This is a genomic window from Ramlibacter sp. G4-7, from assembly GCF_057784995.1.
Window position 1 is genome coordinate 80967 of sequence record NZ_JBYNTT010000008.1, and the last position, 26401, is coordinate 107367.

The following is a 26401-nucleotide window of genomic DNA, read 5'->3' on the forward strand; positions in this document are numbered from 1 at the left end:
GGGGACGCTCAACCGGTCCGCTGCGCGCGCAGCGGGAAGTAGGCGGCGAGTTCGGCCAGCGCCTGGCCGACGTCGCGGTAGTGGAGGAAGATCCCGCCCGCGCCTTCCCACAGCTGCTGGTATTTCAGCGTGTCGTCCAGCAGCACGTCGCCGTGGCTGCAATGGTCCCGCTTGTCCGCGGCGAGCGTGGTGATGATCTTCGTGCCGGGGAAGTGCTGCGCGGCCCAGCGCACCTTCTGCGCCGCCGCCCAGTTGCCCCGCGGCAGGCCGGTGAGGATCACCGGGTGCAGGTGCCGCACGGCGGCGAACAGTTCGGTGGCGCCCGGCATCAGCGGCAAGGTCCCGAAGAAATCCGGGTGCTGCGCGAGACGCGCCCAGAAGGGGCCGGCGCCGTGGCGGGCCTGGAAGGCCTTGGGCGGCATGCCCAAGATCTTCTCGGCGCCGGCGTCGAAGTCGGCGAGCACGCCATCGCAATCGAGGTACAGCTGGCGATCGGACATGGGCAAATGCTGCCTCGGCGGCCAAGCGGCCCGCGTAGGACCGGGCAGGAAAATCAATCGATCGCGAAGGCCTCGCGCATCGCCGAGCAGAACGCAGCACTGCCGGTGACCGTGAGCGTCAGCGTGACCCGCGGCGGATCGAGCTCGCCCGGCTTCACCTCCAGGCACTCGGCATCCGGCGCATAGCGCACGGTGAGCTGCGTGTCCACGTGCCAGACGCCTTGCAGCGCGTAGTCCCACTCGCCCCCGTCGTCCAGCGCCGCGGCGGGCCCGAAGCCGCGCTGCGCCCAGTCGAGCACGGCGCGGATCTCGGCATCGACCGCCTTCAGTTGCGCAGCACCGACCGAGGCCATGGCATCGAAGCTGCCCTGCCCGTGCGCGTCGCCGCTGAAGTCGAAGTCGAGATACTGCAAGTCCATCAGCCCGCCATCATAGGGCTACGGATTGCAACAAACCTTTCGATGGGCGGGGACGCCAGCCGGCGCCCGGAACGCTAGCCGACGACCCGCAGGCGTACGCGGAAGGTACTACCCGTGCCGAGGCCGGCGCTGTGCGCCTCGATGCTGCCGTGGTGCAGTTCGACCAGCTTCTTCACCAGCCACAGGCCGATGCCCAGCCCCGCCTGGCTCAGGTGGGACTGGTCGCGTCCCTGGGCGAACAGGTCGAACACGTGCGGCAGCGTGTCGGGCGCGATGCCGCTGCCGTTGTCCGAGACCTCGACGAGCACCTCATGCTCCTGCAGCGTGGCGCGCACGGCGATCCGCCCGCCGGGCGGCGTGTACTTCACGGCGTTGTTCACGAGGTTGCTGAAGACCTGCGCCAGCCGCGTGAGGTCGCCCCGCAGCCGCACGGGGTGCTGGGGCAGCTCCAGCGCCAGCGTATGGCCCGCCGCCGCGACCGCTGCATGGCAGGTCTCCAGCGCGTCGTCGAGCACCTGGCCGAGCGTGATCTCCTCGCTGCGCAGTTCCAGCTTGCCGCGGGTCACGCGCGAGACGTCCAGCAGGTCGTCCACCAGCCGCACCAGGTGCGTGAGCTGCCGCTCCATCATGTCGCGCGTGCGCGCTGCCGCGGGCGGCAGGTCGCCCAGGCGCCGCAGGATCTCCAGGCCGGTGCGGATGGGCGCGAGCGGGTTGCGCAGTTCGTGCGCGAGGGTGGCGATGAATTCGTCCTTGCGCCGGTCCGCCTCCACCACGTCCGTGATGTCGGTGGCCACGCCGCACACGGCGTAGACCCGGCCGGTCTCGTCGTACAGGGGGAACTTGGTGGAGCGGAAGGTGGCCAGCTCGCCGTGCACCACGGCCCGCTCCTGGACGCTGGTCGGCAGGCCGGTCTCGGCGACGCCGCGATCGGTCGCGCGCAGTTCCTCGGCGACGCGCGGGCCGAACAGCTGCTCGTCGGTGATCCCCTGCGCCTGTTCCGCCGTGAGCCGGTGCAGGCGGCGCCACGCCTGGTTCGACAGGATGTAGCGGCCCTGCAGGTCCTTGGCGTACACCAGCGCACCGGCGCCCTCGATCACCGATTGCGTCAGGCGCTGCGCCGCGCGCAGCTTGCCCTCGGCCACCATCTCGGTCGTCACGTCGCGCGCGGCGCAGATGCCGCGCACGGGTTGCAGCTTGCCCTCCACCGTCTCGAACACGATCTGCAGCCGGATGTGCAGCCAGCGCACGATGCCGCTGGGCAGCAGCGCCCGCACGTCGATGGCGAGGTGGCCGTTGCCCGCCGGATCGAGCGTGCGCCGGATCGCCTCGAGATAGCGCTCGCGGTCCTCCGGGTGGATGCGGTCGAAGATCGCCTGGCGCGGGACGGTGAGCGCCCCCTCGCCGAGTTCGAGCAGCCGCGCCAGCTCCGCCGAGATGTGGTTCAGATCGGTCCGGTAGTCGATGTCGGCCATCACCAGGCCCGCGGCCTGGATCCCCATCAGCAGCTTGAGCCGGTCGGCCTCGCGCTGGGCCTCGGCGTTCTTGCGCTCGGTGATGTCGCGTGCGATCCCGAGCAGCCCCAGCACCTGCCCGCCCTCGCCGCGCAAGGGCGTCTTGCGCGAGTGGAAGCAGCGCGAGCCGCCGCCGGGCACGGGCACCGTCTCCTCCATCTCCTGGGGCTCGCCGGCCTCGAGCACGCGCCGGTCGTTCTCGCGCACGCGCCGGGCCGCCTCGCCGTCGCCGAGGATTTGCGCGTCGGTTCGGCCGATCACCGCTTCGGCCGGCAGCCCGAAGACGGCCAGCGTGGCCGGATTGGCAAAGCGGTAGCGGCCTTGCAGGTCCTTGGCGAAGATGACATCGTCGGTCGTCTCCGCAATCGCCCTGGCGAGCAGCCCGGCTTCGTCGAACGGGCTGCCCGCCCTCACGGCGCTGCTGTCCACCGCGTCACCGGCGGCCGGGCGTGCTGCCTTCCAGGCGGGACGCGATCAGCTGCAGCAGCTGTTCGATGTCCACGGGCTTGACGAGGTGCCGGTCGAAGCCCGCCTCGCGCGCGCGCTCGAGGTCCTGCGGCTGGCCCCAGCCCGTGACCGCGACCAGCGTGCGCGCGGCGCCGCCTTCCTGCGCGCGGATGCCCCGGCAGGCGTCGTAGCCGTTCACCCGCGGCATGCCGATGTCCAGCAGCACCAGCTCGGGGTCGAACTCCGCCGCCGCCGCGATCGCCTGCTCGCCGTCGTGCACCTGGCGCACCGCGTGGCCCAGCGATTCCAGCAGGATGGTCATCGTCTCGGCCGCATCGGTGTTGTCGTCGGCGACCAGGATGCGCAGGCTTCCCGCGGGCTGAGGCGTTGCGCCCTGCGACGGCTGCGGCTGCGGCTCCGCCGCGACTTCGGCCAGCGGCAGCCGCACGGTGAACACGCTGCCCTTGCCGGGACCGTCGCTCGCCGCCGTGACCGTGCCGCCATGCAGCTCCACCAGCTTGCGCGTGATGGACAGGCCGATGCCCAGCCCGCCGCGCGAGCGGGCCAGCGCCGGTTCCTCCTGCGAGAACATCTCGAACACCGACTCCAGCCGCTTCGGCGCAATGCCGATGCCGTCGTCGCGCACCGAGACCACGGCGTAGGCTCCGTCGCGCACGAGCCGCACCTCCAGCTGGCCGCCCGGGTCGGTGTACTTGGCCGCGTTGGACAGCAGGTTCATGAACACCTGCGCCAGCCGCGCGGGATCGCCGTCCACCGGCAGCTGCACCGCGGGGTGCAGCACCGACAGCTTGTGCCCGGCCCCGTCGATCTGCGGCTGGATGGTTTCGACCGCGTCGTCCAGCACATCGTCGAGCAGCACCCGCTCGCGGCGCAGCTCGATGCGGCCCCGGCTGATGCGGCTGACGTCCATCAGCTCGTCGATCAGGCGGGCCATCAGGCCCACCTGGCGGTCGATGATGTCCGAGGCCCACTGCACGTCGGTGGTGCCCGGCCCGCGCAGCTTCAGGAAGTGGATCGCATTGCGCACCGGCGCCAGCGGGTTGCGCAGTTCGTGCGCCAGCGTGGCGAGGAATTCGTCCTTGCGCCGGTCGGCCTCGCGCAGGCGTGCCTCGCTTTGCTGCAGTTCGGCCGTGCGTTCCTCCACGCGCCGGTCCAGGCTGGCGTTGAGTTCGACCAGCCGGCGGTTGGCGCGTTCCAGCTCGCGTCCGCTGCGGTGCAGTTCGGCGAACACGGCGACCTTGGAGCGCAGCACCGGCGGGTTCACCGGCTTGTGCAGGAAGTCGACCGCGCCGGTGCCGTAGCCTTCGACGATGTGCTGGTCCTCGTGATAGAAGGCCGTGAGGAAGATGATCGGCACGCGCGCGGTCTTCCTGCGCTCCTTGACCATCTGCGCCAGCTCGAAGCCGCTCATGTCCGGCATCTGCACGTCGAGCACCAGCAGTGCGAACTCGTGGGCCATCAGCGCCAGCAGCGCCTCCTCGCCCGAAGTGGCGCGCACCAGCCGGTAGCCCGGGTTGTCCAGGATCGACTCCAGCACCGCCAGGTTCCGGGGCTCGTCGTCGACGATCAGGATGTTGACCTTTTCAGGGGTGTCCATGGCGCTTCTCACCGGAACAGCCACACGCGCATGAGCGACAGCAGCTGGTCGGTGTTGACCGGCTTGGAGATGTAGTCGCTCGCGCCCGCTTCCAGGCACTTCTCGCGGTCACCCTTCATGGCCTTGGCCGTGAGCGCCAGGATGGGCAGCGTCCGGAAGGCGGGGTTCCTGCGGATTTCGCGCATGGTCTCGTAGCCGTCCATCTCCGGCATCATGATGTCCATCAGGACCATCTCCACGTCCTGCGACTGCTGCAGCAGGTCGATCGCCTGGCGTCCGTTGGTGGCGCTGATCACCTCCACGTCGTGGTTCTCCAGCAGCGAGGTGAGCGCGAAGATGTTGCGCGCGTCGTCGTCGACCACCAGCACCTTGCGGTTGCGCAGCACCTCCGAGGAGTTGTGCAGCCGGTCCAGCATGGCCTGCTTTTCCGGCGGCAGCTGCGTGATCACCCGGTGCAGGAACAGCGCCGTCTCGTCCAGCAGGCGCTCGGGCGACTGCACGTCCTTCAGCACGATGCTCTTGGCCATGCTCTGGAGGCGGTCCTGCTCGCCCGCGGAGAGGTCCTTGCCGGTGAAGACCACGACCGGCAGCGCCGCGAGCTGCGGCTCGCTGCGCATCGTCTCCAGCAGCTCGAAGCCGCTCATGTCGGGCAGGCGCAGGTCCAGCACCACGCAGTCGGGCGCCTGCTTGCGCATGGCCGCCAGCGCCGCGTCGCCGCTGCCCGCGGTGGCGATGTCGATGTCGTCGTAGCCAAGGAGCTCCACGACGGCGTCGCGTTCCACCTCGTTGTCCTCCACGACCAGCAGGCGGCGGGTGCGCGGCTGCGTGAACTCCTTGATGCGCTCGAAGGCGGCTTCCAGGCCGTCCGTGGTCGGCCCCTTGAGCAGGTAGCTGAAGGCGCCGTGCGACAGGCCGTGCTGGCGCTCCTCCTCCATGGTCAGGATCTGCACCGGGATGTGGCGCAGCGCCGGGTCGAGCTTGAGCTGGTTGAGCACCGTCCAGCCCAGCATGTCGGGCAGGAAGATGTCCAGCGAGATCGCGCTGGGCAGGTACTGGCGCGCCAGCGACAGGCCCATGGTCCCCTTGGTGGCGACCAGGCCCTTGAAGCCCTTGTCGCGGGCCAGCCCGAGCAGGATGCGCGCGTAGTGCGGATCGTCCTCGATCACCAGCATCACCGGGTCCCCGGGCTGGATGGTCTCGCGGTCGTCGGGAATGTGCTCCTCGCGGGCGATCGGCAGGGTGATGACCGTGGCGTCCTGCGCCCTGGAGCGGGCACGCGTGGTCGCCGCCGCCGCGTCGGGGCCGGCATAGTGCAGCGGCAGGAACAGCGTGAAGGTGGAGCCCTTGCCCGGCACCGAATGCAGCTTGATCTCGCCGCCGAGCAGCACGGCCAGTTCGCGCGAGATCGCCAGGCCCAGGCCCGTGCCGCCGTACTTGCGCGAGGTGCCGGCGTCGGCCTGCTGGAAGGCCTCGAAGATCAGGCGCTGCTTCTCCGGCGGCACGCCGATGCCGGTGTCCTCCACCGCGAAGGCGACCACGTGCTGCGTCTGCGACAGCACCGGGTGGTCGGCGCTCCAGCCGCTGGTGGCCAGGCTGGCCCGCACTTCCACGTGGCCGTGGGCGGTGAACTTCACCGCGTTGGACAGCAGGTTCTTCAGGATCTGCTGCAGCCGCTTGGGGTCGCTCTCCATGTTGCGCGGCAGGTCGTCCGCGAACTTGATCAGCAGCGGCAGGTTCTTCTGCTCGGCGACGTGGCGGAAGTTGCGGTCCAGGCTGTCGCGCAAGCCGAGGAAGGGGATCTCCTCGACGTCCACCGTGACCGTCCCCGACTCGATCTTGGACAGGTCCAGGATGTCGTTGATCAGGTTCAGCAGGTCGGAGCCGGAGGAGTTGATGTTGCGCGAGAACTCCACCTGCTTGGTGGTGAGGTTGCCCGCGGCGTTCTCCGCCAGCTGCTGCGACAGGATCAGGATGGAGTTCAGCGGCGTGCGCAGCTCGTGCGACATGTTGGCCAGGAACTCCGACTTGTACTTGGAGGTCAGCGCCAGTTCGGACGCCTTCTCCTCCAGCGCGCGGCGCGCCTGCTCCACTTCCGAGTTCTTGCGCTCCACTTCCGCGTTCTGCTCGGCCAGCAGGCGGGCCTTGTTCTGCAGCTCCTCGTTGGTCTGCTGCAGCTCGGTCTGGCGGGCCTGCAGTTCCACGGTGAGCTGCTGCGACTGCTTGAGCAGGCCCTCGGTGCGCATCGTCGCCTCGATGGTGTTGAACACCGCGCCCAGGCCCAGCGCGAGCTGGTCCAGGAAGTTCAGGTTCACCGGCGAGAAGGGCTGCAGCGAGGCCAGCTCGATCACGGCCTTGGTCTGGTTCTCGTACAGCACCGGCAGCACGACCACCGACAGCTTGCTCGAGGCGCCGAGGCTGGAGCTGATCCGCACGTAGTCCGACGGCACGTCGGTCAGCAGGATGCGGCGGTTCTGCAGCGCGCACTCCCCGACCAGGCCTTCGCCCAGGCGGACCGTGTCCGACACCTGCAGGTTGCCCGCCTCCGCGTACGTGGCCAGCACCATCAGCTCGCTGTGGTTCTCGCCGAGGCTGTTGTGGTAGATGCTGCCCTGGTGCGCATTGACCAGCGGGGCGAGCTCCGACAGCAGCATGCGCCCGACGGTGTTGAGGTCGCGCTGGCCCTGCAGCATGCCGGTGAAGCGCGCCAGGTTGGTCTTGAGCCAGTCCTGCTCGCGGTTCGATTCCGTGGTCTCCCGCAGGTTGGAGATCATGGTGTTGATGTTGTCCTTGAGCTCGGACACCTCGCCCTTGGCATCCACCTGGATCGAACGCGTCAGGTCGCCCTTGGTCACGGCCGTCGCCACTTCGGCGATCGCGCGCACCTGCGTCGTGAGGTTGGCCGCCAGCAGGTTCACGTTGCCGGTCAGGTCCTTCCAGGTGCCGGCCGCGCCCGGCACGTTGGCCTGGCCGCCCAGCCGCCCGTCCACGCCCACCTCGCGCGCCACGTTGGTCACCTGGTCGGCGAAGGTGGCGAGCGTGTCCGTCATGCCGTTGATGGTGTCGGCCAGCGCCGCGACCTCGCCCTTGGCCTGCACCGTGAGGCGCTGCGTCAGGTTGCCGTTGGCCACCGCGGTCACCACCTTCACGATGCCGCGCACCTGTTCGGTCAGGTTGGAGGCCATGAAGTTCACGTTGTCCGTGAGGTCCTTCCAGGTGCCGCCCACGCCGGTCACCTGCGCCTGGCCACCGAGCTTGCCTTCGGTACCCACTTCACGCGCCACACGGGTCACTTCGTTGGCGAAGGAGTTGAGCTGGTCGACCATCGTGTTGATGGTGTTCTTCAGCTCCAGGATCTCGCCCTTCACGTCCACCGTGATCTTGCGGTTCAGGTCGCCGCGCGCCACCGCGGTGGTCACCTCGGCGATGTTGCGCACCTGCGAAGTGAGGTTGGCGCCCATGGTGTTCACCGAGTCGGTCAGGTCCTTCCAGGTGCCGGCCACGCCGGGCACCACGGCCTGCACGCCCAGCCGGCCTTCGGTGCCGACCTCGCGCGCCACGCGCGTGACTTCGGAGGCGAAGGAGCGCAGCTGCTCCACCATCGTGTTGATGGTTTCCTTCAGCTGCAGGATCTCGCCGCGCACGTCCACCGTGATCTTCTTGGACAGGTCGCCGTTGGCCACCGCGATCGTCACCTCGGCGATGTTGCGCACCTGGTTGGTCAGGTTGGACGCCATCGAGTTGACGTTGTCCGTCAGGTCCTTCCACGTGCCCGCGACACCCGGCACCACGGCCTGGCCACCGAGCTTGCCTTCGGTGCCGACCTCGCGCGCCACGCGCGTCACTTCCGAGGCGAAGGCGGACAGCTGGTCCACCATCGTGTTGATGGTTTCCTTCAGCTGCAGGATCTCGCCCTTCACGTCCACCGTGATCTTGCGGCCCAGGTCGCCGCGCGCGATGGCGGTCGCCACGTCCGCGATGTTGCGGACCTGGCCGGTGAGGTTGTTGGCCATGGAGTTGACGTTGTCGGTCAAGTCCTTCCACGTGCCCGCGACTCCTGGCACCTGCGCCTGGCCGCCCAGCTTGCCTTCGGTGCCCACCTCGCGCGCCACCCGCGACACTTCAGCGGCGAAGGCGTTGAGCTGGTCCACCATCGTGTTGATGGTCTCCTTGAGCTCCAGGATCTCGCCGCGCACGTCCACGGTGATCTTCTTGGACAGGTCGCCGTTGGCCACGGCGATGGTCACCTCGGCGATGTTGCGCACCTGGTCGGTCAGGTTGGACGCCATCGAGTTGACGTTGTCGGTCAGGTCCTTCCAGGTGCCGGCCACGCCTTCCACGGCCGCCTGGCCGCCGAGCTTGCCTTCGGTGCCCACCTCGCGCGCCACCCGCGACACTTCGCCGGCGAAGGAGTTCAGCTGGTCCACCATCGTGTTGATGGTCTCCTTCAGCCGCAGGATCTCGCCGCGCACGTCCACGGTGATCTTCTTGGACAGGTCGCCGCGGGCGATGGCGGTGGCCACGTCCGCGATGTTGCGCACCTGCGCCGTGAGGTTGGACGCCATGAAGTTCACGGAGTCCGTCAGGTCCTTCCAGGTGCCGGCGACGCCCGGCACCTGCGCCTGGCCGCCCAGCTTGCCTTCGGTACCCACCTCGCGCGCCACCCGCGTTACTTCCGACGCGAAGGAGTTGAGCTGGTCGACCATGGTGTTGATGGTGTTCTTCAGCTCCAGGATCTCGCCTTTCACCTCCACGGTGATCTTGCGCGACAAGTCGCCCTTGGCCACGGCGGTCGTCACTTCCGCGATGTTGCGCACCTGGCCGGTCAGGTTGTTCGCCATCGAGTTGACGTTGTCGGTCAGGTCCTTCCAGGTGCCGGCGACGCCGCGCACGATGGCCTGGCCGCCCAGCTTGCCCTCGGTGCCCACCTCGCGCGCCACCCGCGACACTTCGGAGGCGAAGCCATTGAGCTGGTCCACCATGGTGTTCAGGGTGTTCTTCAGCTCCAGGATCTCGCCCTTCACGTCCACCGTGATCTTCTTGGACAGGTCGCCGTTGGCCACCGCGGTCGCCACGTCCGCGATGTTGCGGACCTGCGCCGTGAGGTTGTTGGCCATGGAGTTCACGTTGTCAGTGAGGTCCTTCCAGGTGCCCGCGACGCCCGGCACCTGCGCCTGGCCACCGAGCTTGCCTTCGGAGCCCACTTCACGCGCCACGCGCGACACCTCGCCGGCGAAGCCGTTGAGCTGGTCCACCATGGTGTTGATGGTGTTCTTCAGTTCCAGGATCTCGCCGCGCACGTCCACGGTGATCTTCTTGGACAGGTCGCCGCGCGCCACGGCGGTCGTCACTTCCGCGATGTTGCGCACCTGGTCGGTCAGGTTGGACGCCATCGAGTTGACGTTGTCGGTCAGGTCCTTCCAGGTGCCGGCGACACCGGGCACCTGCGCCTGGCCGCCCAGCTTGCCCTCGGTGCCCACCTCGCGCGCCACGCGGGTCACTTCCGAGGCGAAGCCGTTGAGCTGGTCCACCATGGTGTTGATGGTGTTCTTCAGCTCCAGCACCTCGCCGCGCACGTCCACCGTGATCTTCTTGGACAGGTCGCCGTTCGCCACGGCGGTGGTCACCTCCGCGATGTTGCGGACCTGGCCCGTGAGGTTGGACGCCATGAAGTTCACGTTGTCCGTCAGGTCCTTCCAGGTGCCGGCCACGCCGGGCACCTGCGCCTGGCCACCCAGCTTGCCTTCGGTGCCCACCTCGCGCGCGACGCGCGTGACCTCCGACGCGAAGCCGTTCAGCTGGTCCACCATCGTGTTGATGGTTTCCTTCAGGGCCAGGATCTCGCCCTTGACCTCCACGGTGATCTTGCGCGAGAGGTCGCCCTTGGCGATGGCGGTGGCCACGCCGGCGATGTTGCGCACCTGCCCCGTGAGGTTGGAGGCCATGGAGTTGACCGAGTCGGTCAGGTCCTTCCAGGTGCCGGCGATGCCCGGCACCTGCGCCTGGCCTCCCAGCTTGCCTTCGGTGCCGACTTCCCGCGCAACGCGCGTGACCTCCGAGGCGAAGCCGTTCAACTGGTCCACCATGGTGTTGATGGTTTCCTTCAGCTCCAGGATCTCGCCCTTCACGTCCACGGTGATCTTGCGCGAGAGGTCGCCGCGCGCCACCGCGGTCGTCACCGTCGCGATGTTGCGCACCTGCGAGGTGAGGTTGTTGGCCATGGAGTTGACCGAGTCGGTCAGGTCCTTCCAGGTGCCGGCCACGCCGGGCACCACGGCCTGGCCGCCGAGGCGGCCGTCGGTGCCCACTTCCCGGGCCACCCGCGTCACTTCCGAGGCGAAGGAGCGCAGCTGGTCCACCATGGTGTTGGTGGCTTCCTTGAGCTGCAGGATCTCGCCGCGCACGTCCACCGTGATCTTCTTGGACAGGTCCCCGTTGGCCACCGCGATGGTCACTTCGGCGATGTTGCGCACCTGCGCCGTGAGGTTGCCCGCCATCTGGTTGACCGAGTCGGTGAGGTCCTTCCACACGCCCGAGACCGCCTTCACCTTGGCCTGGCCGCCCAGCTTGCCCTCGGTGCCGACCTCGCGCGCGACCCGCGTCACTTCCGACGTGAACACGGACAGCTGGTCGATCATGGTGTTCACCAGCTTCGCGGAGCGCAGGAACTCGCCCTTGAGCGGACGGCCGTCGACCTGCAGCTCCATGGGCTGGGAGAGGTCGCCCTTGGCCACCGCGCCGATGGTGCGCGCGATGTCGGTGGTCGGCCGCACCAGGTCGTCGATCAGGGTGTTGAGGGAATCCACCTGCTCCGCCCACGCGCCGATCGCGCCGGGCGCGGAAATGCGCTGCGTGAGCCGGCCTTCCTTGCCCACCGTGTTGGACAGGCGCGCCGCCTCGGTCGTGATGCGCCCCGCATTGGCGATGCTCTGGTTGAAGGCTTCGGCAATGCGTGCATCCACCCCGGACCAGTCGGTGGGCAGGCGCGCGCCGAAGTCGCCGCCGGCAAAGGCCATCAACGCCGCCAGCAGCTGGCGCGACCGCGCCTCGGCCGCTTCGACCTGCAGCGTCTGGATCGGCGGGATCTTCACCGCAGCGGCAGGCTTGGTTGCCTGGCTGCGTGGGGCGGGTTTGCTGCCCTTCTTCTTCACGCTCGGTGCGACGGCTTGATCCATGGTTGACTCCGTTGGCGAGGTTGTGCCCGCCGCGGGCCGTGTCTCGCTGCGGCCGCGGCGGATCGTTCTGAAAGCTCAGCCTGAACGCAAAAATGCGCGGGCGGGCGCTAGTGTCGGCGTCTTATTCCGATAACGTCGTAGGACGCCGCCGACAGGCAGGGACGGGCGCGCACTCGGAGGCTGCGGACGCAAAAAAAACACGCGGCGCCCCGTGGGACGCCGCGTGTTCGCGACAGGGTAAACGCAGCGCTTCAGCGGCGTCGCGGATCGTTCGGACGCGCGTCGGCCCGGTTCGGCACGCCGTCGCCATCCCGGTCGCGGTCGTAGCGGTTCGGGATGCCGTCGCGATCGCGGTCCCGCATGCCGCGCCGGTCGCCGCCGTATGCGCCTCCGTAGGCGCCGCCGCCATAGGAGGAGCCGCCGACGACGCCGATGCTCACGCTGGGAGCCGCGTAGCCATAACCGTTGCCGTAGTAGGCCCCGGGAGCGCCGTAGTTGCCGTAGTAGGGATCGCCGTAATAGCCGGCGCAGCCGGAAAGCGCCGCAAGCGCGGCGAGGGGCAGGAACAGGTACTTCATGGAACGGCCTCGCAAGGAAAGTGCTCCGGCCAGTGTGCGCGCCGCGGGTTCACCGGCCGCAGGGCCAGCGCGCCAAGGGCTGTAGGAAGCCCGCCTAACACTTTCGTCTGCCCGCGTTCACGGCGGTCCCGCCGGCGCCGCTGCGGCGGGGACACCCGCCCCGCGGCGACGCTCAGGCGGCCGTCTTGTGCGCCGGCTTCTTCTTGGCCTTGGACTTCGTCTTGGTCTTGGTGGTCGAGGAGCTCTTCTTCGTCTTTGCGGACTGCGCGCCGTCGCCCTGCGCCTTCGCCGGCGGCTGGCCCGCGGTGGCCGCGCCCATGCCGGCACCCGTGCCCCCGCCTTGCTGGCCGAGCGTGCTGCCCTGCGCACGCGGTGTCTGGCCGGCGGGCGCGGCGGTGCCGCTGGTGACGACACCGGCGCCGCTGCTGGTGGAGGCGCCACCGGCGGTGGTGCCGTTGTTCTGCGCGAAGGCCGCGGCGGCAAGCAGCAGGGCGGCGGGAAGGACAAGCATCTTCATGTGGTTCTCCTTGTGCCGGAAAGCTTAGGAGGCCGCCCCGCACGCGAGGTCGTCGCCGCGCGCACCTGCATGTAGGAGGGGCGCCGTTGGCTTGTTCGCTGCCGTCGAAAAAAAAGCCGGCCGCTCGCGCGGACCGGCCTTGGCGCGTCGCTGGTGCTCAGTTGCGGTCGGCGCGCGCCTTGCGCGCGCTGCGCGAACTGCTGCTGCCGGCTTCCATGCTGCCGGCCGAAGTGCCGCTGCTGCCCGACATGGCGGCGCCCGAGCCACTCGTACCGCCGGACGTGGCGCTGCTGCCCGCCGTGTTGCCGCCCGCGGCGTTCGCCGGCGAGGAGCTGCCCATCGATCCGGAACTCGTGTCCGCGCTGCCCGCGGTGCCTGCGCCCAGCGTTCCCGTCGAACCGGCGGGGCTGGTCGTCGTGCTACTGGCGCCTGCGTTCACGCCCTGGCGCGCACCCGTGCCGGTGCCGTTGGCCACGCCGCCGCTGTTGCTCGTGCTGCTGCCGGTGCCCATCGCGGCGCCGCTGTTCGTGCCGGGGCCGGAGCCGCCGGTGCTGCCGGCGCTGCCGGTGCCCTGCGCGATGGCGGTGCCGGCGACGGCAAGTGCGGCTGCCGCGAGCAGCGTCGAGAGTTTGAGGGACGTTTTCATCGGTCTGTTCCTTCCTGGAGGGTTCGCGTGCCGGCGAGCATCGCCGCACGTGGGGCGACCATAGGCAGCCCCCGGGACCGTCCCTGTAGGAGGGAGCCGCCAGGCGTGTCGGAGGATGGTTGACGCAGCGCGGCCCCGGGCCCGCGAAGAAGGCCCCGGGCGGGTCCGTTGCTTCCCTTATGCTGCGTCTCGTATGGACCTCAGCTTCAGCGTCGAGCACAGGGAGAAGTACGCCGTGGTGCGGGTGGCCGGAAACCCGTCCTTGGGAGAGTTCCTGTCGTTCCTGCACCAGCTCGGCGCGGACAGCGCCGCATGGCCCATCAAGCGCGTGCTCGTCGACCTGCGCGGCGTGCGCTCGCTGACCACCTTCACCGAACACTACGCGGTGGGCGAAGAGGCCGCCCGGCAGCTGCAGCACCTGCACCGCGTCGCTTCGGTGGTGCCGGCCGACCGCATCACCCGCGCGAGCGAGAAGACGGCGCAGCGATCGGGGCTGAACCTCGTCGTGTTCACGGACGAGGCCTCCGCGATCGCCTGGCTGCTGGCCTAGCTTGCGGCTACTGGCAGCTGAAGTTCTCGGCGAGCTCCACGCTGCCGCTTCCCTTGTAGCGTGCCACCTTGGGGAAGGGGCACAGCGGACGGGTGCGGTTGGGGGCCCAGGCGGCAGGCACGTCGGGGTTCGCGCCAGCCGCATTGCCGGCGCCGCGGGCGCTGGCCGTGATGCCTTCCGGCGCCACGCCGGCTTCCACCCACAGCACCAGGGGCGTGAGCATGTCGAACTGGTCGGTGGCCGGGCCGCCGGAGCAATGGTTCATGCCGGGCACCGGGTAGTAGCGCGCGAAACTGCCGCCGCCGTTGCCCACCAGGCTCTTGTACCAGTTGAGCGTGTCGTCGCTGGAGAAGATCGGGTCGCTCGTACCGTGGTACACGAGCATCTTGCCGCCGCGATTGCGCAGCGTGCCCAGGTCGCTCGCGTTGGGCGGCGTCATGAAGGACATCGCGCTTTCGGTGTAGGTCGCGTTCGTGGCATTGATCTTCGCCAGGATCGTGTCGATGTTTGCCGTGGCGGCGAAGGCCGGGCCATTGAAGGTCGCGGGGTCCTCGGGCGGCACCTCCCAGATGGAGCCGACGGCCACCGAATCCAGGATCGCGGGCACCGTGAACTTCCAGAAGGCATAACCGGCCGTGCCGAAGCCCGAGTCGTAGGGCCAGCTCGAATAGAAGCGCGTGCCGCCGCCGTTGGTGGCCCCGGCGAACAGGTCGGCGATCTTGGTCTTCTGGTCGGTGGTCAGGCAGGTGCCATCGCGCGCGCCGGTGCAGGTCGGCACGTCGCGGGCGAGGTTGAACGCGGCCTGGCACGCGCCCTGGTCCTGGATCAGGCCGTCGGTGGCGCCGTCGAGCGCGTCGCACTTCGCGAGCACCGCGTTGGAGACCGTCGTGCGTTCGGCCGCGGTGAAGCCGGTCGACGCATTGCCGGGCGTGCTGGCGAGCGTCAGGTAGGTCTGGTAGCCCTTGATGTTCGCGGTGGCGGCCAGCGGCAGGCGGAAGCCCGGGTCGCCGACCAGGAAACCGTCGTACTGGTCGGCCAGGCGCGAGGCGGCGACCATGGTGTGGCGCCCGCCGTTGGAGCAGCCGCCGATGTAGGAGCGCTGCGGCGCCTTCCGGTACGCGGTCTGGATCACGGACTTGGCCATCGGCGTGAGCTTGGCCGCGGCCTGGTAGCCGTAATCCAGCCGCGCCTGCGGGTCGATGCCGAAGGTGGCGTTCTGCGTGGCGTTGTGCCCGGCATCCGAGCTGATCACCGCGAAACCCTTCTGCAGCGCATTGGTCAGGCCGCCGCCGCCGTTGACCGCGCCGGTCGCCGTGACGACGCTGCCGTCCGTGCCGCCGTTGGCCTGGTAGAAGAAGCGTCCGTTCCAGTTCAGGGGCAGGCGCATCTCGAAGCCGATGGCGTAGCTCTTGCCGTCGACCGGGCTGGTGCGCGGGAACATGCTGCCCGTCACCTGGCAGTGCGCGGGTACGTCGGTGCCGGCCACCTTCAGCACCCCGGCGGCGATTTCCTTCGCGTCGGTGATGGTGGTGTTGGGAAAGGCGATGCTGGTCTTGAGATCGGTGCAGGCGCCGGCGAGCAGGGCGCCGCTGACCGGATGGATGTCCGGAAGCAGGCCGCCGTCTCCGCCGCCGCAGGCGCTGAGGACGGCGGCAGCGACGGCTGCCGTCACGAGGGGAATACTGCGCATGGTGTCTCCGGTTCGGTGTGGGGAACTGCAGCGGGCCGGCTGCAGAACCATTAAGGTACTTACCGATCGTGCGGCGCCAATCCGGGGTTTTCCCCAAGGACCGTCCTCTGGCCTGCTCGGCAGGACGCTGTCGGCCGTGAACGATTCCTGCCCCTTGGCACAATCCGCGCATGACCCAGAAACGCAGCGCCCGCTCGGAGCTCACGCCGGCGGGACGCATGGAGGAGGCCCGCCTGCAGAAGGTGCTGGGTTACCAGCTGGCGCAGGCGGTGCTGGTGACCGACGCCATCTTCTTCGAGCAGGTCGGCACGCCCTTCAAGCTGCGGCCGGTGGAATACACCGTGCTCACGCTGATCGCCGAGAACCCCGGCGGCTCGCTGGTGCGGCTGGCCCGCGCGCTGTCGGTGACGCCGCCCAACATCTCCATGATGGTGGAGCGGCTCGAAGCCAAGGGCCTCATCGCCCGCGAGGCCAGCGAGCAGGACCGGCGTGCGCACGTGCTGCACGTGACGGCCAAGGGGGCGGACCTGGTGCGCAAGGCGACCCAGCGCATCGTGGAGGCGGAGAGCAGCACCCTGCCGCTGACCCCGGGCGAGCAGGCCATCCTGGCTGAACTGCTGCACAAGGTGGCGCTGGCGCGCGGCAAGACCGGCTGAAGCGCGCGCTGCGCACGCCGCAGGACCCGCGCCGCTATACTTCCCCTCGCTCCGGGGTGCGAGCGGCAGGGGCCGCTTCGCTGAGATGGCCAGCACCAAACCCGTGAACTTGAACCGGTTCGTACCGGCGTAAGGAGAGCCGCATGCAGTCCCTCCCCTCCCCCACCTGGTCCCGCAAGGAAGCGCCGCGATGAAGATCGCCGTCGCCGGCGCCGGCCTGCTCGGGCGCCTGCTCGCCTTCCAGCTCGCGCGTGCGGGGCACGAAGTCCATGTCTTCGATCCGGCTGCGCACCTGGAGGCGCGCGGTGCCGCCGGCTGGACGGCCGCGGGCATGTTGAGCCCCGTCGCGGAACTGGAGTGCGCCGACGAGAACGTGTTCCGGCTCGGGCTGCGGACGATGGAGCTGTGGCCCGGGCTGCTGGCGCAGCTGGACGTGCGCGTGGAGTGTTCGTTCGACGGCAGCCTGTTGCTGGCGCATCGCGGGGATGAAGGCGCGGCGAGGCGGGTGGTGGACTTGTTGCTGGCGAAGGTCGGCGGGGTTCCTTCGCATCCACCTTCCGCGGCTGCGCCGCGCCACCCTGCGCCAGTCGATCGCGATCGCCTCCGGGAACTCGAACCCGCCGTGAACGGCCCGGCGCACGCGTGGCTGCTGCCGGGCGAAGGACGCATCCACACCGTGCAGGCGATGCAGGCCCTCGCCGCGAGTGCGGCTGGCGTGCACTGGAACTGGGGGACGACGGTGGAGTCCGCGCACGCAGGCGTGCTGCGCTTGCCGGGTGGCGAGCGCCGCTTCGATCACGTGTTCGACGTGCGCGGCACGGGCGCACGGCCGCAGCTGCCGGTGCGCGGCGTGCGCGGCGAGATCTTCTGGCTGCACGCGCCCGGCGTGACACTGCGCCGGCCGCTGCGGCTGCTGCACCCGCGCTACCGGGTGTACCTGGTGCCGCGCGCCCCCGACCTCGTGGTCGTCGGCGCCAGCGAGATCGAGAGCGAGGACCGCTCGCCGGTGTCCTTGCGCAGCACGGTGGAACTGCTGGCGGCCGCGCACAGCGTGGTGCCCGAGCTGGCCGAGGCGCGCGTGGTGCACAGCGAGAGCAACCTGCGCCCCGCGCTGCCGGACAACCTGCCGCACCTGTCCACCCAGGACGGCCTGACCCGCATCAATGGCCTCTTCCGCCACGGCTGGCTGATCGCGCCGGCGCTGGTGGAGCGGGCGCTGCTGGAGATGAGCTCATGAGTTTTGCGATTACCGTCAACGGCGAGCCGCGCACCGTCGAGGACCGCGCGACCCTGGCCGACGTGGTCAGCGCGCTGGGGCAGGCGCCGCAGGCGCTGGCCACCGCCGTCAACGGCGAGTTCGTGCCCCGCGGCGCGCGCGAAGGCGTGCAGCTGCGCGAGGGCGACGCCGTTTTCACGTTCCAGCCCATCACAGGAGGTTGAGCATGGGCCTTCGCATCGCCGATACCGAACTGGCCAGCCGCTTCTTCCTCGGCACCGCCGGCTACCCGTCCCCGCAGGTGCTGCAGGAGGCCATCGCGGCGTCCGGCACGCAGGTGGTCACCGTCGGCCTGAAGCGGCAGCTCGCCGCCGGCGGCGCGCCCGGTGACTTCTACGGAATGATCCGCGCCAGCGGCGCCCGCCTGCTGCCCAACACCGCGGGCTGCCGCACGGCGCGTGAAGCCGTCACCCTCGCGCAGATGGCGCGCGAGCTGTTCGACACGCGCTGGCTCAAGCTGGAAGTGGTCGGCGACGAGTACACGCTGCAGCCGGACCCCTTCGAGCTGGTGGAGGCCGCGCGCACGCTGGTGCGGGACGGCTTCGAAGTGTTCCCCTACTGCACCGACGACCTCGTGACCTGCCAGCGCCTGCTGGACGCGGGCTGCCGCATCCTCATGCCCTGGGGCGCGCCCATCGGATCCGGCCAGGGCCTGCTCAATCCGACGGCACTGCGCACCCTGCGCGCGCGCCTGCCCGACGCGGTGCTGGTCGTGGACGCCGGCATCGGCTCGCCGCAGCACGCCGTGCACGCGATGGAACTGGGTTTCGACGCCGTGCTGGTCAACTCCGCCGTCTCGCAATCGCACGACCCCGTGAAGATGGCGCGCGCGTTCCGCCTCGCGGTGGAGTCGGGACGGCTCGCGTACGAGGCCGGGATCATGGCGCGGCAGGAAATGGCGGTGCCCAGCACGCCCGTCACCGGCCAGCCTTTCGTGCTCTGATGAAGATCGCCACCTTCAACGTCAACGGCGTGAAGGGCAGGCTGCCGCGCCTGCTGGAGTGGCTGGAGGAAACACGGCCCGACGTCGTGTGCCTGCAGGAGATCAAGACCGGCGACCCGAGCGGACCGGCCCAGGCGCTGGAGGATGTGGGCTACCGCGGCGTGTGGCATCCGCAGCGTGCGCACCACGGCGTCGCCGTCCTCGCGCGGGACGCGATGCCGCGCGAGGTCGGCCGCACCCTGCCCGGCGATCCCGCGGACCTGGCTTCGCGCTGGCTGGAGTGCGAGGTCAACGGGCTGCACGTCGTCTCCGTGTACCTGCCCAACGGCAACCCGGTGCCCAGCCCCAACTTCGACTACAAGCAGCGCTGGATGGAGCGGCTGCTGGTGCACGCGCAGGCGCTGATGGACTCGGGCCGTCCCGTGGTGCTCGCGGGCGACTTCAACGTCGTGCCGACCAACGCCGACATCTACAACGCGGGCAGCTGGCGCTTCGACGCCGTGCTGCAGCCCGAGACGCGCGAGAAGTACGGTCTGCTGCTGGCCCAGGGCTGGGTCGACGCGACGCGCCACCTGCACCCGCGGGAGCGCATCTACAGCTTCTGGGTCAACGAGGCGGCGTTCCGCCGCAACGCGGGCTTTCGCATGGACTTCCTGCTGCTGAGCCCGGACCTCGTGCCGCGCCTGAAGGAAGCGGGCGTGGACGCGGAGCAGCGGGGACGCGACAAGCCCAGCGACCACGCGCCGGTCTGGATCCGCCTCGACGGCTGAGTCTGCACCGAGGAAGCGCGCGCCCGCCGCCGTCCGACAGCAAGGGGGGCGCGGCCTCCGCTAGGATGGGCTCGACGGAAGGACGAAACAAGCATGGAAGACGAGATCGCGGCACTTCGCAAGGAAGTGGAGCACCTGATCGCGATGCACACAGCTTCCTACGTGACGCTCACGTCGCTGGTCGCGACGCATCCGCACCCGGAGCAGTTCCAGCTGCACCTGATCACGGCGCTCGAAGGGGTGCTCGGGTCGGAGCGGCTCGCGCGGTGGACGGACGAGCAGAAGCAGATCGTGCGCCGCGTGGTGGAGACGTTCCAGAACGTGCGGCCCTCGCGGCCGATCGACCCGCTGAAGGAGGCGCTGGGCGATCGGGATCCGCGCAAGCTGGGGTGAGCGGGCGGCGGGTCCGCCCTGTCACGGCAGGAACAGGGACTGCAGGTCCGACAGGAAATCGAAGCCCTTTTCCGTCGGCTTCACGCGCGCGAAGTCGCGCGCGATCAGGCCCTTGGCCTCGGCTTCGCGCAGCGGCTTCTCGATCGCGCTGAGAGGCAGGCCGGTGCGCTCCGCGAAATCCTGCAGCGCGAAGCCTTCCTTCAGCCGCAGCGCATTGAGCATGTACTCGAACGGCAGGTCCGTGCGCGCGACCTCTTCCTCCTGCGCGATCGCGCCGCCGGCCAGCGCGTTCTCCATGTAGAGCCGCGGGTCGCGGTTGCGCACCTGGCGCACGACGCGGTGCGGGAAGCTGATCTTGCCGTGCGCGCCCGCGCCGATGCCGAGGTAGTCGCCGAACTGCCAGTAGTTCCAGTTGTGCCAGCAACGGTGTCCCGCCTTGGCGAAGGCGGAAACCTCGTAGCGCTCCAGCCCCACCGCGCCCGTCATCTCGGTGATGCGGTCCAGCATCGCGTACGCGAGGTCTTCCGGCGGCGTCACCGGCGGGAACTTGGCGAAGTAGGTGTTCGGCTCGATGGTGAGGTGGTAGATGGACAGGTGCGGCGGCATCAGCGCCAGCGCCTGCGTCACGTCTTCTTCCAGCTGCGCCAGCGACTGGCCGGGCAGCGCGTACATCAGGTCGAGGTTGAAGGTTTCGAAGGTGGCCGCGGCTTCCTCCACCGCGGCGATCGCCTGGCGGCTGTCATGGACCCGTCCCAGTGCCTTCAGATGCGCGTCGTTGAAGCTCTGCACGCCGACCGACAGGCGCGTGACGCCGGCGGAACGGAAGGCCCGGAAGCGGTCCTTCTCGAAGGTGCCCGGATTGGCCTCCAGCGTGATCTCGGCGTCGGCGGCCAGCTTCACGCGGGCGCGGATGTCCGACAGCATGCGGTCGATGCCTTGCGGCGAGAACAGGCTGGGCGTGCCGCCGCCGATGAAGATGCTGTGCACCTCGCGGCCCCACACCAGGGGCAGCGCGGATTCGAGATCGGCGCGCACGGCATCGAGGTAGCGCTGTTCCGGCAGTTCGCCAGCCTTCATCTCGTGCGAGTTGAAGTCGCAGTAGGGGCACTTGCGCAGGCACCAGGGCAGGTGCACGTACAGCGACAGCGGCGGCAGCGCCGCGAGCTGCAGCGTGCCCGGCCGCATGTAGTTCGTGATGTCGGTGGCCATGGCTACAGCCAGCGTTCGCGAATCAACTGCACCATCTGGCGCGCCGCCTGGCCCCGGTGGCTGTTGGCGTTCTTCACTTCGGGCGGCAGCTCGGCGAAGGTCCGGCCGAAGGCGGCGATGAACATCACCGGGTCGAAGCCGAAGCCGTGCTGGCCGCGCCGCTCGCGCGTGATCTCGCCGACCGCGCGGCCCACCGCGATCAGCGGCTCGGGATCCTGCGGCGTGCGCACCGCGACGAGCGTGCTCACCAGCGCGGCACGCCGGTCCTGCACGTCGCGCATCTGCTCCAGCAAGGCCGTCACGTTGTGGTCGTCGCCCTTGGGGTAGCCGAACTGCGTCGCGTAGTACGCCGTGTCGACGCCGGGCAGCCCGCCGAAGGCATCGACGCACAGGCCCGCATCGTCGGCGATCGCCGGCAGGCCCGCGTGCCGCGCCGCGTTGCGCGCCTTGGCCAGCGCGTTCTCGACGAAGGTGCGGTGCGGCTCCTCGGCTTCCGGCACGCCCAGCTCGCCCTGGCGGACCAGTTCGATGCCCAGCGGCGCGAACATGGCCTGCAGCTCCGCGAGCTTGCCCTGGTTGTTGGAGGCGAGGACGATGCGCTGGATCACGAGGCGAGCGCCTTGTTCTGCAGCGCGACGAGTTCGCCGATGCCCTTTTCCGCCAGGCGCAGCAGCTCGTCCATCTCCGCGCGCGTGAAGGCGGCGCCTTCGGCCGTGCCCTGCACTTCCACGTAGTGGCCGGCGCCCGTCATCACGACGTTCATGTCGGTGTCGCAGGCCACGTCCTCGACGTACTCCAGGTCCAGCAGCGGCGTGCCCTCCACGATGCCGACGGAGATCGCGGCGACCGGACCGAGGATGGGCGACGCGGACAGCTTGCCGGCGGCGACCAGCCGGTGCACGGCATCCTGCGCGGCAACGAAGGCGCCGGTGATGGCCGCGGTGCGCGTGCCGCCGTCGGCCTGCAGCACGTCGCAATCCAGCGTGATGGTGCGCTCGCCGAGCTTCTTCAGGTCGAACACCGCGCGCAGGCTGCGCCCGATCAGGCGCTGGATCTCCTGCGTGCGACCGCTTTGCTTGCCCCGGGCCGCTTCGCGGTCGCCGCGCGTGTGCGTCGCGCGCGGCAACATGCCGTATTCCGCCGTCACCCAGCCTTCCCCGCTGCCGCGCTTGTGCGGCGGCACCTTCTCCTCGACGGAGGCGGTGCACAGCACGCGCGTGTTGCCGAACTCGATGAGCACCGAACCCTCGGCGTGGATGGTGAAGCCGCGGGTGATCCGCACGGGACGCAACTGGTCGGCGGCACGGCCACCGCTGCGGAGAAAAGTCGTCATCCGCCAATGATAGGGAAAGACGAATAAACGGATGCCACGGCGGGCTTGCGCCGCCAATCCATGCGGCGCCTGATCCGCAGCCCTCGGGATCCCGGCGCCAGGCCGGGGTGGCAGGGCCTCAGGCCTTTTTCGCCGCCGAGCGACGGATCGCCTCGTTGATCTCGGCAATCGAGCGTTCGATGGCCGCGTCGTCGAGGTCGTCCACCAGCGTGTCGAGCACGCCGGCCTGGATGGTCGAGGCGAAGACGCCGTCGTTGATGCTGTCGGTGGAGATGCCGCGGGTGGACTCGAAGGTGTCCGGCGTTTCCCACTCCATCGCGATGACGGTCACGTTGTCCGAGGTGTCGCCGCCGTTGCGCAGCGCCGTTTCGACCAGGTCGGGCACGGCCTCCGACACCGGCTTGGTCGCCAGGTCGCGGACGATGACGTCGTCCTCCAGGCTGCCCCACAGGCCGTCGGAACACAGCAGGATCTTGTCGCCCTGCTGCAGCTGCACCGGGCCGGTCACGTCGAAGACGGGCTTGGTCGGCGAGCCCAGGCAGGTGAACAGGATGTTGCGGTTGATCCGGTCCATGCGGATCACCCCGGCGTTCTGCTGCTCCAGGTAGGAGTGGTCGCGGGTGCGCGTGAGCATCTCGCCGCCGCGCACGACGTACAGGCGCGAGTCGCCGCAGTGCACCCAGGTGGCGTGCTGCCCTTGCACGATCGCCGCCACCAGCGTGGTGCGGGGCGTGTCGAGCATGCCCTTCTCGCTGGCGTAGCGGATGATCTGGTGGTGGGCCGCCATCAGCGCGATCGACAGGAACTCGGTCACGTCCTTGACGACCGGCCGCGCTTCCTTCTGGTACAGCGCGGAGATGGTCTGCAGCGCCAGCTGCGCGGCGACTTCGCCTTCCGGATGGCCGCCCATGCCGTCGGCGAGCAGGAACAGGCCCGACTCGCGCGTGTAGCAGTAGCCCATGCGGTCTTCGTTCTTCTCGCGGCCGCCCTTGCGGCTGATCTGGAAGACCGAGAACTTCATTTGATTTTCGCCCCGATGCCGCTGCGGCGCATGCTCTTCTTGGTGTCGCTCACCATGTTGTCGAACTGCAGCCGCATCTTCTCGCCGACCGACAGCTTGGTGTAGCGGCGCTCGCCTTCCCGGCTCAGCTCCTTCTGGAGCGCGAACACGGACTGCGGCCGGGACAGCGGGTCGAGCGACATGCACCATTCGACCACCTCGATGAGGTTGTCGGAGTAGACGCCGCGCAGGCGGGACAGCGCGAGCGACAGGCGGTCCTTTTCCAGTCGCTGCGGCGCATCGTTGGGGGGATAGCCCTGCATGCACGCATAGATGCAGGCGCCGATCGCGTAGATGTCCGTCCAGGGGCCCATGGAGGAGTCCCGGCGGTACATCTCGGGGGCCGCGAAACCCGGCGTGTACATCGGACGGATGAAGTTGCCTTCCTTGGACAGCACTTCACGCGCGGCGCCGAAATCGATCATCACGGCACGGTTGTCGTCCGTGATGAAGATGTTGGCGGGCTTGATGTCCAGGTGCAACATCTTGTGCTGGTGGACGATGCGCAGGCCGCGCAGGATCTCGTCGAACAGGGAGCGGATCGTTGATTCGCGGAAGACTTTCTGCTTCTTCAGCTCCCGCGCGGTGATGATGAAGTCCTGCAGGGTGGCGCCCTCCAGGTAGTTCATCACCATGTAGACCGTCTCGTTCTCGCGGAAGAAATTCAGCACGCTCACCACCGAGGAGTGGGAGATCTGCGCGAGCGAACGGCCTTCTTCGAAGAAGCTTTTCAGGCCCAGGCGATAGAGGGAGAGCTTTTCCGGGGCGACCTGCGGCAGGAGCTCACCCGGCGGGCGGGTGGCCAGCGAGGAAGGCAGGTATTCCTTGATGGCGATCTGCTGCCCCTCGCTGTCGACGGCGAGATAGACGACGCCAAAGCCTCCCGCCGACAGCTTGCGGACCACACGGTAGCCACCGATGACGGTATCCGGCGGCAGAGGCGCCGGTTTCAGCTTTGACATAATTTGGTGTTGGCGGGGCGCTGAAGCGCTCCTCTGATCCCCGAAATCCCCGCAACGACTTCAAAGACTCCTCTGCATGTCAGTTTACAGCATGACCGGCTACGCCTCGGCGCAACTCAGCGCGGGGACGGCCCAGGCCGGCCAGGAAGGAGGCAAGACTGCAACAGGTGCGCGCCTCGGGCTGGAAATCCGCTCGGTCAACAGCCGCTTCCTGGACCTGTCCTTCCGCCTCGGCGAGGAGTTGCGCGCCCATGAACCGGCCCTGCGCGAGCTGATCGCGTCCCGCGTCAAGCGGGGCAAGGTCGAAGTCCGCGCCGGCGTCGAAGGCGGGGGGGCCGAGCTGGCCCGCGAGCCTTCGATGGCCTCCTTGCAGCGCCTGGCGGCCTTGCAGGACACCGTCAAGACCTGGCTGCCCACGGCCGCGGCCCTGTCCGTGGCCGAAGTCCTGCGCCTGGCCGCCGCCGAAGGGGACACCAGCCAGGACTGGGGGGAAGGCCTGCAACAGATCGCCGCCAAGGCCCTGGAGGACCTGGTCGCCGCCCGCGAACGCGAAGGCGCCCGGCTGGCCACGATGCTGCTCGGCCACCTGGCGCAATTGCGCACGCTCGCCGCCCAGGCCAAGCCGCTGGTCCCCCAGCTGGTGGAGCAGCAGCGCCAGAAATTCCTGGAGCGCTGGAAGGAGGCCATGGCCCTGGGCGAGGGCGGGGCCACGCGCGAAGCAGCCGAGGACCGCGCCTTGACGGAAGCCACGGCCTTCGCGATCCGCATCGACGTCGCGGAGGAACTGACCCGGCTGGCCGCCCACCTGGACGAGATCGAGCGCATGGTCAAGAAGGGCGGCGAGATCGGCAAGCGCCTGGACTTCATGATCCAGGAGCTGCACCGCGAGGCCAACACCCTGGGGTCCAAGTCGGCCACGCTGGAGCTGACCAAGATCTCGGTGGACATGAAGGTGCTCATCGAGCAGATGCGGGAACAAGTCCAGAACATCGAATAGGCATCCGGGCCCCCACGGCTTGGCCTTCGGCGCTGCCCCCCCGTGCGGGCTGGCCTTCCCGGGGCGGCCCGGCGGCAGGCCACAATCCACAGATAATCGCCCATGGACTACCCCGGCAACCTCTTCGTCGTCGCCGCCCCTTCCGGCGCCGGCAAGTCCAGCCTCGTGAAAGCCTTGCTGGAGCTCGACTCGCACGTCCAGCCCTCCGTCTCCCACACCACCCGTGCGCCCCGCGGCCAGGAAAAGCACGGGCGCGAGTACTTCTTCGTGTCCGAGGCGGAGTTCGACCAGATGGTGCTGGCCGACGCCTTCGTGGAATGGGCGCACGTGCACGGCCGGCGCTACGGAACGTCCAAGAAGGCCATCGAGGACCGCATCGCGCACGGGCACGACGTGATCCTGGAGATCGACTGGCAGGGGGCGCTGCAGATCAAGCGCATCTTCACCAACGCGATCCTGATCTTCATCCTGCCGCCCAGCTGGGACGAATTGCGCTCGCGCCTGGAGCGCCGCGGCGAGGACGCCCCCGAAGTCATCGAAACCCGCCTGAAAAATGCGGCGGCCGAAATGGCGCAGTGCAGGGAATTCGATTTCGTTATAATCAACGAGTTATTCGAGCGCGCGCTTTTCGACCTGAAAGCGATCGTGCATGCCCAGCGCCTGAAGTACGTGTCCCAGCGACGCGCCCGCGCCGACTGCTTCCAGGCCCTCGGGCTCTGAACCACCCCCCGGAGAGAATTCATGGCCCGTATCACCGTCGAAGACTGCCTCGAAAAGATCCCGAATCGCTTCCAGCTGGTGCTCGCCGCGACCTACCGCGCCCGCATGCTGAGCCAGGGCCATGCGCCCAAGATCGAGAGCAAGAACAAGCCGGGCGTGACCGCGCTGCGCGAGATCGCCGAAGGCAAGATCGGCCTGGAGATGCTCAAGAAGGTCCCGGGCTGAGGCTCGCGGCACCCGAAAGAAAAGCACCCCGCGGGGTGCTTTTTTCATGGCGACACCGACTGCGGACGCAAAAGGAACACCTTTGGGTGGCTGTCGCCTGGCGCCTTTTGCCAAACCCTGCGCCCTTTGTGTTCGCAGGTCCGCCCCCGGATGTCCGCGTCCCGGGTGCGCGCCCGGGTTCTCCCGAATTCCCTAGTCCCTGCCGCCTT

At 69.1% G+C, this 26401-nt stretch carries 24 protein-coding genes and 1 riboswitch; of the genes, 10 read left to right on the forward strand and 14 right to left on the reverse strand.

Annotated elements, in window-relative coordinates:
- Positions 1-8: 8 nt before the first annotated feature.
- The 8 genes from AC3EGR_RS12710 to AC3EGR_RS12745 form a co-directional block, all read right to left on the reverse strand.
- Positions 9-500 carry a 5' nucleotidase, NT5C type gene (locus AC3EGR_RS12710; protein WP_488546848.1) on the reverse strand — a complete coding sequence of 164 codons (492 nt, stop codon included), beginning with the start codon at positions 498-500 and terminating at the stop codon, positions 9-11.
- A 53-nt stretch (positions 501-553) separates the two neighbouring features.
- Positions 554-919, reverse strand: coding sequence for a hypothetical protein (locus tag AC3EGR_RS12715; protein WP_488546849.1), 366 nt, complete (start codon positions 917-919; stop codon positions 554-556).
- Positions 920-993: 74 nt separating this feature from the next.
- Positions 994-2859 (reverse strand): PAS domain-containing sensor histidine kinase, encoded by a 1866-nt coding sequence (locus tag AC3EGR_RS12720; RefSeq protein ID WP_488546850.1) that lies wholly within the window; start codon positions 2857-2859, stop codon positions 994-996.
- Positions 2860-2863: 4 nt separating this feature from the next.
- Positions 2864-4495, reverse strand: coding sequence for a response regulator (locus AC3EGR_RS12725; RefSeq protein ID WP_488546851.1), 1632 nt, complete (start codon positions 4493-4495; stop codon positions 2864-2866).
- A gap of 8 nt (positions 4496-4503) precedes the next feature.
- Positions 4504-11667 (reverse strand): HAMP domain-containing protein, encoded by a 7164-nt coding sequence (locus AC3EGR_RS12730; protein WP_488546852.1) that lies wholly within the window; start codon positions 11665-11667, stop codon positions 4504-4506.
- A 251-nt stretch (positions 11668-11918) separates the two neighbouring features.
- Positions 11919-12245 carry a hypothetical protein gene (locus AC3EGR_RS12735; protein ID WP_488546853.1) on the reverse strand — a complete coding sequence of 109 codons (327 nt, stop codon included), beginning with the start codon at positions 12243-12245 and terminating at the stop codon, positions 11919-11921.
- Positions 12246-12417: 172 nt separating this feature from the next.
- Positions 12418-12762: a hypothetical protein gene (locus tag AC3EGR_RS12740; RefSeq protein WP_488546854.1), complete on the reverse strand. Its 345-nt coding sequence runs from the start codon at positions 12760-12762 to the stop codon at positions 12418-12420.
- A gap of 157 nt (positions 12763-12919) precedes the next feature.
- On the reverse strand, positions 12920-13408 hold the full coding sequence (locus AC3EGR_RS12745; protein ID WP_488546855.1) for a hypothetical protein: 489 nt from the start codon (positions 13406-13408) through the stop codon (positions 12920-12922).
- 193 nt (positions 13409-13601) lie between these two features.
- On the opposite strand from AC3EGR_RS12745, the gene AC3EGR_RS12750 reads away from it, so the two are divergent.
- A complete protein-coding gene (locus tag AC3EGR_RS12750) occupies positions 13602-13958 on the forward strand; it encodes an STAS/SEC14 domain-containing protein (RefSeq protein WP_488546856.1) in 357 nt (118 codons plus the stop codon).
- Between the two features lie 7 nt (positions 13959-13965).
- On the opposite strand, the gene AC3EGR_RS12755 is transcribed toward AC3EGR_RS12750, so the two are convergent.
- Positions 13966-15648 carry a tannase/feruloyl esterase family alpha/beta hydrolase gene (locus AC3EGR_RS12755; protein ID WP_488546857.1) on the reverse strand — a complete coding sequence of 561 codons (1683 nt, stop codon included), beginning with the start codon at positions 15646-15648 and terminating at the stop codon, positions 13966-13968.
- A gap of 170 nt (positions 15649-15818) precedes the next feature.
- On the opposite strand from AC3EGR_RS12755, the gene AC3EGR_RS12760 reads away from it, so the two are divergent.
- From AC3EGR_RS12760 to AC3EGR_RS12785, 6 genes are all read left to right on the forward strand, one after another.
- On the forward strand, positions 15819-16304 hold the full coding sequence (locus AC3EGR_RS12760) for a MarR family winged helix-turn-helix transcriptional regulator (RefSeq protein WP_488546858.1): 486 nt from the start codon (positions 15819-15821) through the stop codon (positions 16302-16304).
- A 42-nt stretch (positions 16305-16346) separates the two neighbouring features.
- Positions 16347-16457, forward strand: a riboswitch (TPP riboswitch).
- 37 nt (positions 16458-16494) lie between these two features.
- Entirely contained in the window at positions 16495-17541 is a 1047-nt protein-coding gene (locus AC3EGR_RS12765; RefSeq protein ID WP_488546859.1) for an FAD-dependent oxidoreductase, read from the forward strand.
- Complete coding sequence (gene thiS, locus AC3EGR_RS12770) at positions 17538-17744, forward strand: sulfur carrier protein ThiS (RefSeq protein ID WP_488546860.1); 207 nt, start codon at positions 17538-17540, stop codon at positions 17742-17744. Before AC3EGR_RS12765 ends, thiS begins: the two co-directional genes overlap by 4 nt.
- A gap of 2 nt (positions 17745-17746) precedes the next feature.
- Positions 17747-18523: a thiazole synthase gene (locus AC3EGR_RS12775; RefSeq protein ID WP_488546861.1), complete on the forward strand. Its 777-nt coding sequence runs from the start codon at positions 17747-17749 to the stop codon at positions 18521-18523.
- Positions 18523-19293, forward strand: a complete 771-nt coding sequence (gene xth / locus AC3EGR_RS12780; protein WP_488546862.1) for an exodeoxyribonuclease III — start codon at positions 18523-18525, stop codon at positions 19291-19293. Before AC3EGR_RS12775 ends, xth begins: the two co-directional genes overlap by 1 nt.
- 93 nt (positions 19294-19386) lie before the next feature.
- A complete protein-coding gene (locus AC3EGR_RS12785) occupies positions 19387-19686 on the forward strand; it encodes a hypothetical protein (protein ID WP_488546863.1) in 300 nt (99 codons plus the stop codon).
- A 21-nt stretch (positions 19687-19707) separates the two neighbouring features.
- Here AC3EGR_RS12785 and hemW read toward each other — a convergent pair whose 3' ends face one another.
- The 5 genes from hemW to AC3EGR_RS12810 form a co-directional block, all read right to left on the reverse strand.
- Positions 19708-20895, reverse strand: coding sequence for a radical SAM family heme chaperone HemW (gene hemW, locus AC3EGR_RS12790; RefSeq protein WP_488546864.1), 1188 nt, complete (start codon positions 20893-20895; stop codon positions 19708-19710).
- A gap of 2 nt (positions 20896-20897) precedes the next feature.
- Positions 20898-21443 carry a non-canonical purine NTP pyrophosphatase gene (locus AC3EGR_RS12795; protein WP_488547018.1) on the reverse strand — a complete coding sequence of 182 codons (546 nt, stop codon included), beginning with the start codon at positions 21441-21443 and terminating at the stop codon, positions 20898-20900.
- Between the two features lie 56 nt (positions 21444-21499).
- Positions 21500-22228, reverse strand: coding sequence for a ribonuclease PH (rph, locus tag AC3EGR_RS12800; protein WP_488546865.1), 729 nt, complete (start codon positions 22226-22228; stop codon positions 21500-21502).
- 118 nt (positions 22229-22346) lie between these two features.
- Positions 22347-23249, reverse strand: a complete 903-nt coding sequence (locus tag AC3EGR_RS12805; RefSeq protein WP_488546866.1) for a PP2C family protein-serine/threonine phosphatase — start codon at positions 23247-23249, stop codon at positions 22347-22349.
- Positions 23246-24250, reverse strand: a complete 1005-nt coding sequence (locus tag AC3EGR_RS12810; protein ID WP_488546867.1) for a serine/threonine protein kinase — start codon at positions 24248-24250, stop codon at positions 23246-23248. Before AC3EGR_RS12810 ends, AC3EGR_RS12805 begins: the two co-directional genes overlap by 4 nt.
- A gap of 76 nt (positions 24251-24326) precedes the next feature.
- On the opposite strand from AC3EGR_RS12810, the gene AC3EGR_RS12815 reads away from it, so the two are divergent.
- The 3 genes from AC3EGR_RS12815 to rpoZ all read left to right on the forward strand — a co-directional run bounded on the left by AC3EGR_RS12815 (position 24327) and on the right by rpoZ (position 26192).
- Complete coding sequence (locus AC3EGR_RS12815; protein ID WP_488546868.1) at positions 24327-25247, forward strand: YicC/YloC family endoribonuclease; 921 nt, start codon at positions 24327-24329, stop codon at positions 25245-25247.
- A 102-nt stretch (positions 25248-25349) separates the two neighbouring features.
- A complete protein-coding gene (gmk, locus tag AC3EGR_RS12820; RefSeq protein ID WP_488546869.1) occupies positions 25350-25967 on the forward strand; it encodes a guanylate kinase in 618 nt (205 codons plus the stop codon).
- Positions 25968-25988: 21 nt separating this feature from the next.
- Positions 25989-26192: a DNA-directed RNA polymerase subunit omega gene (gene rpoZ, locus AC3EGR_RS12825; protein ID WP_077592946.1), complete on the forward strand. Its 204-nt coding sequence runs from the start codon at positions 25989-25991 to the stop codon at positions 26190-26192.
- Positions 26193-26401: the final 209 nt, after the last annotated feature.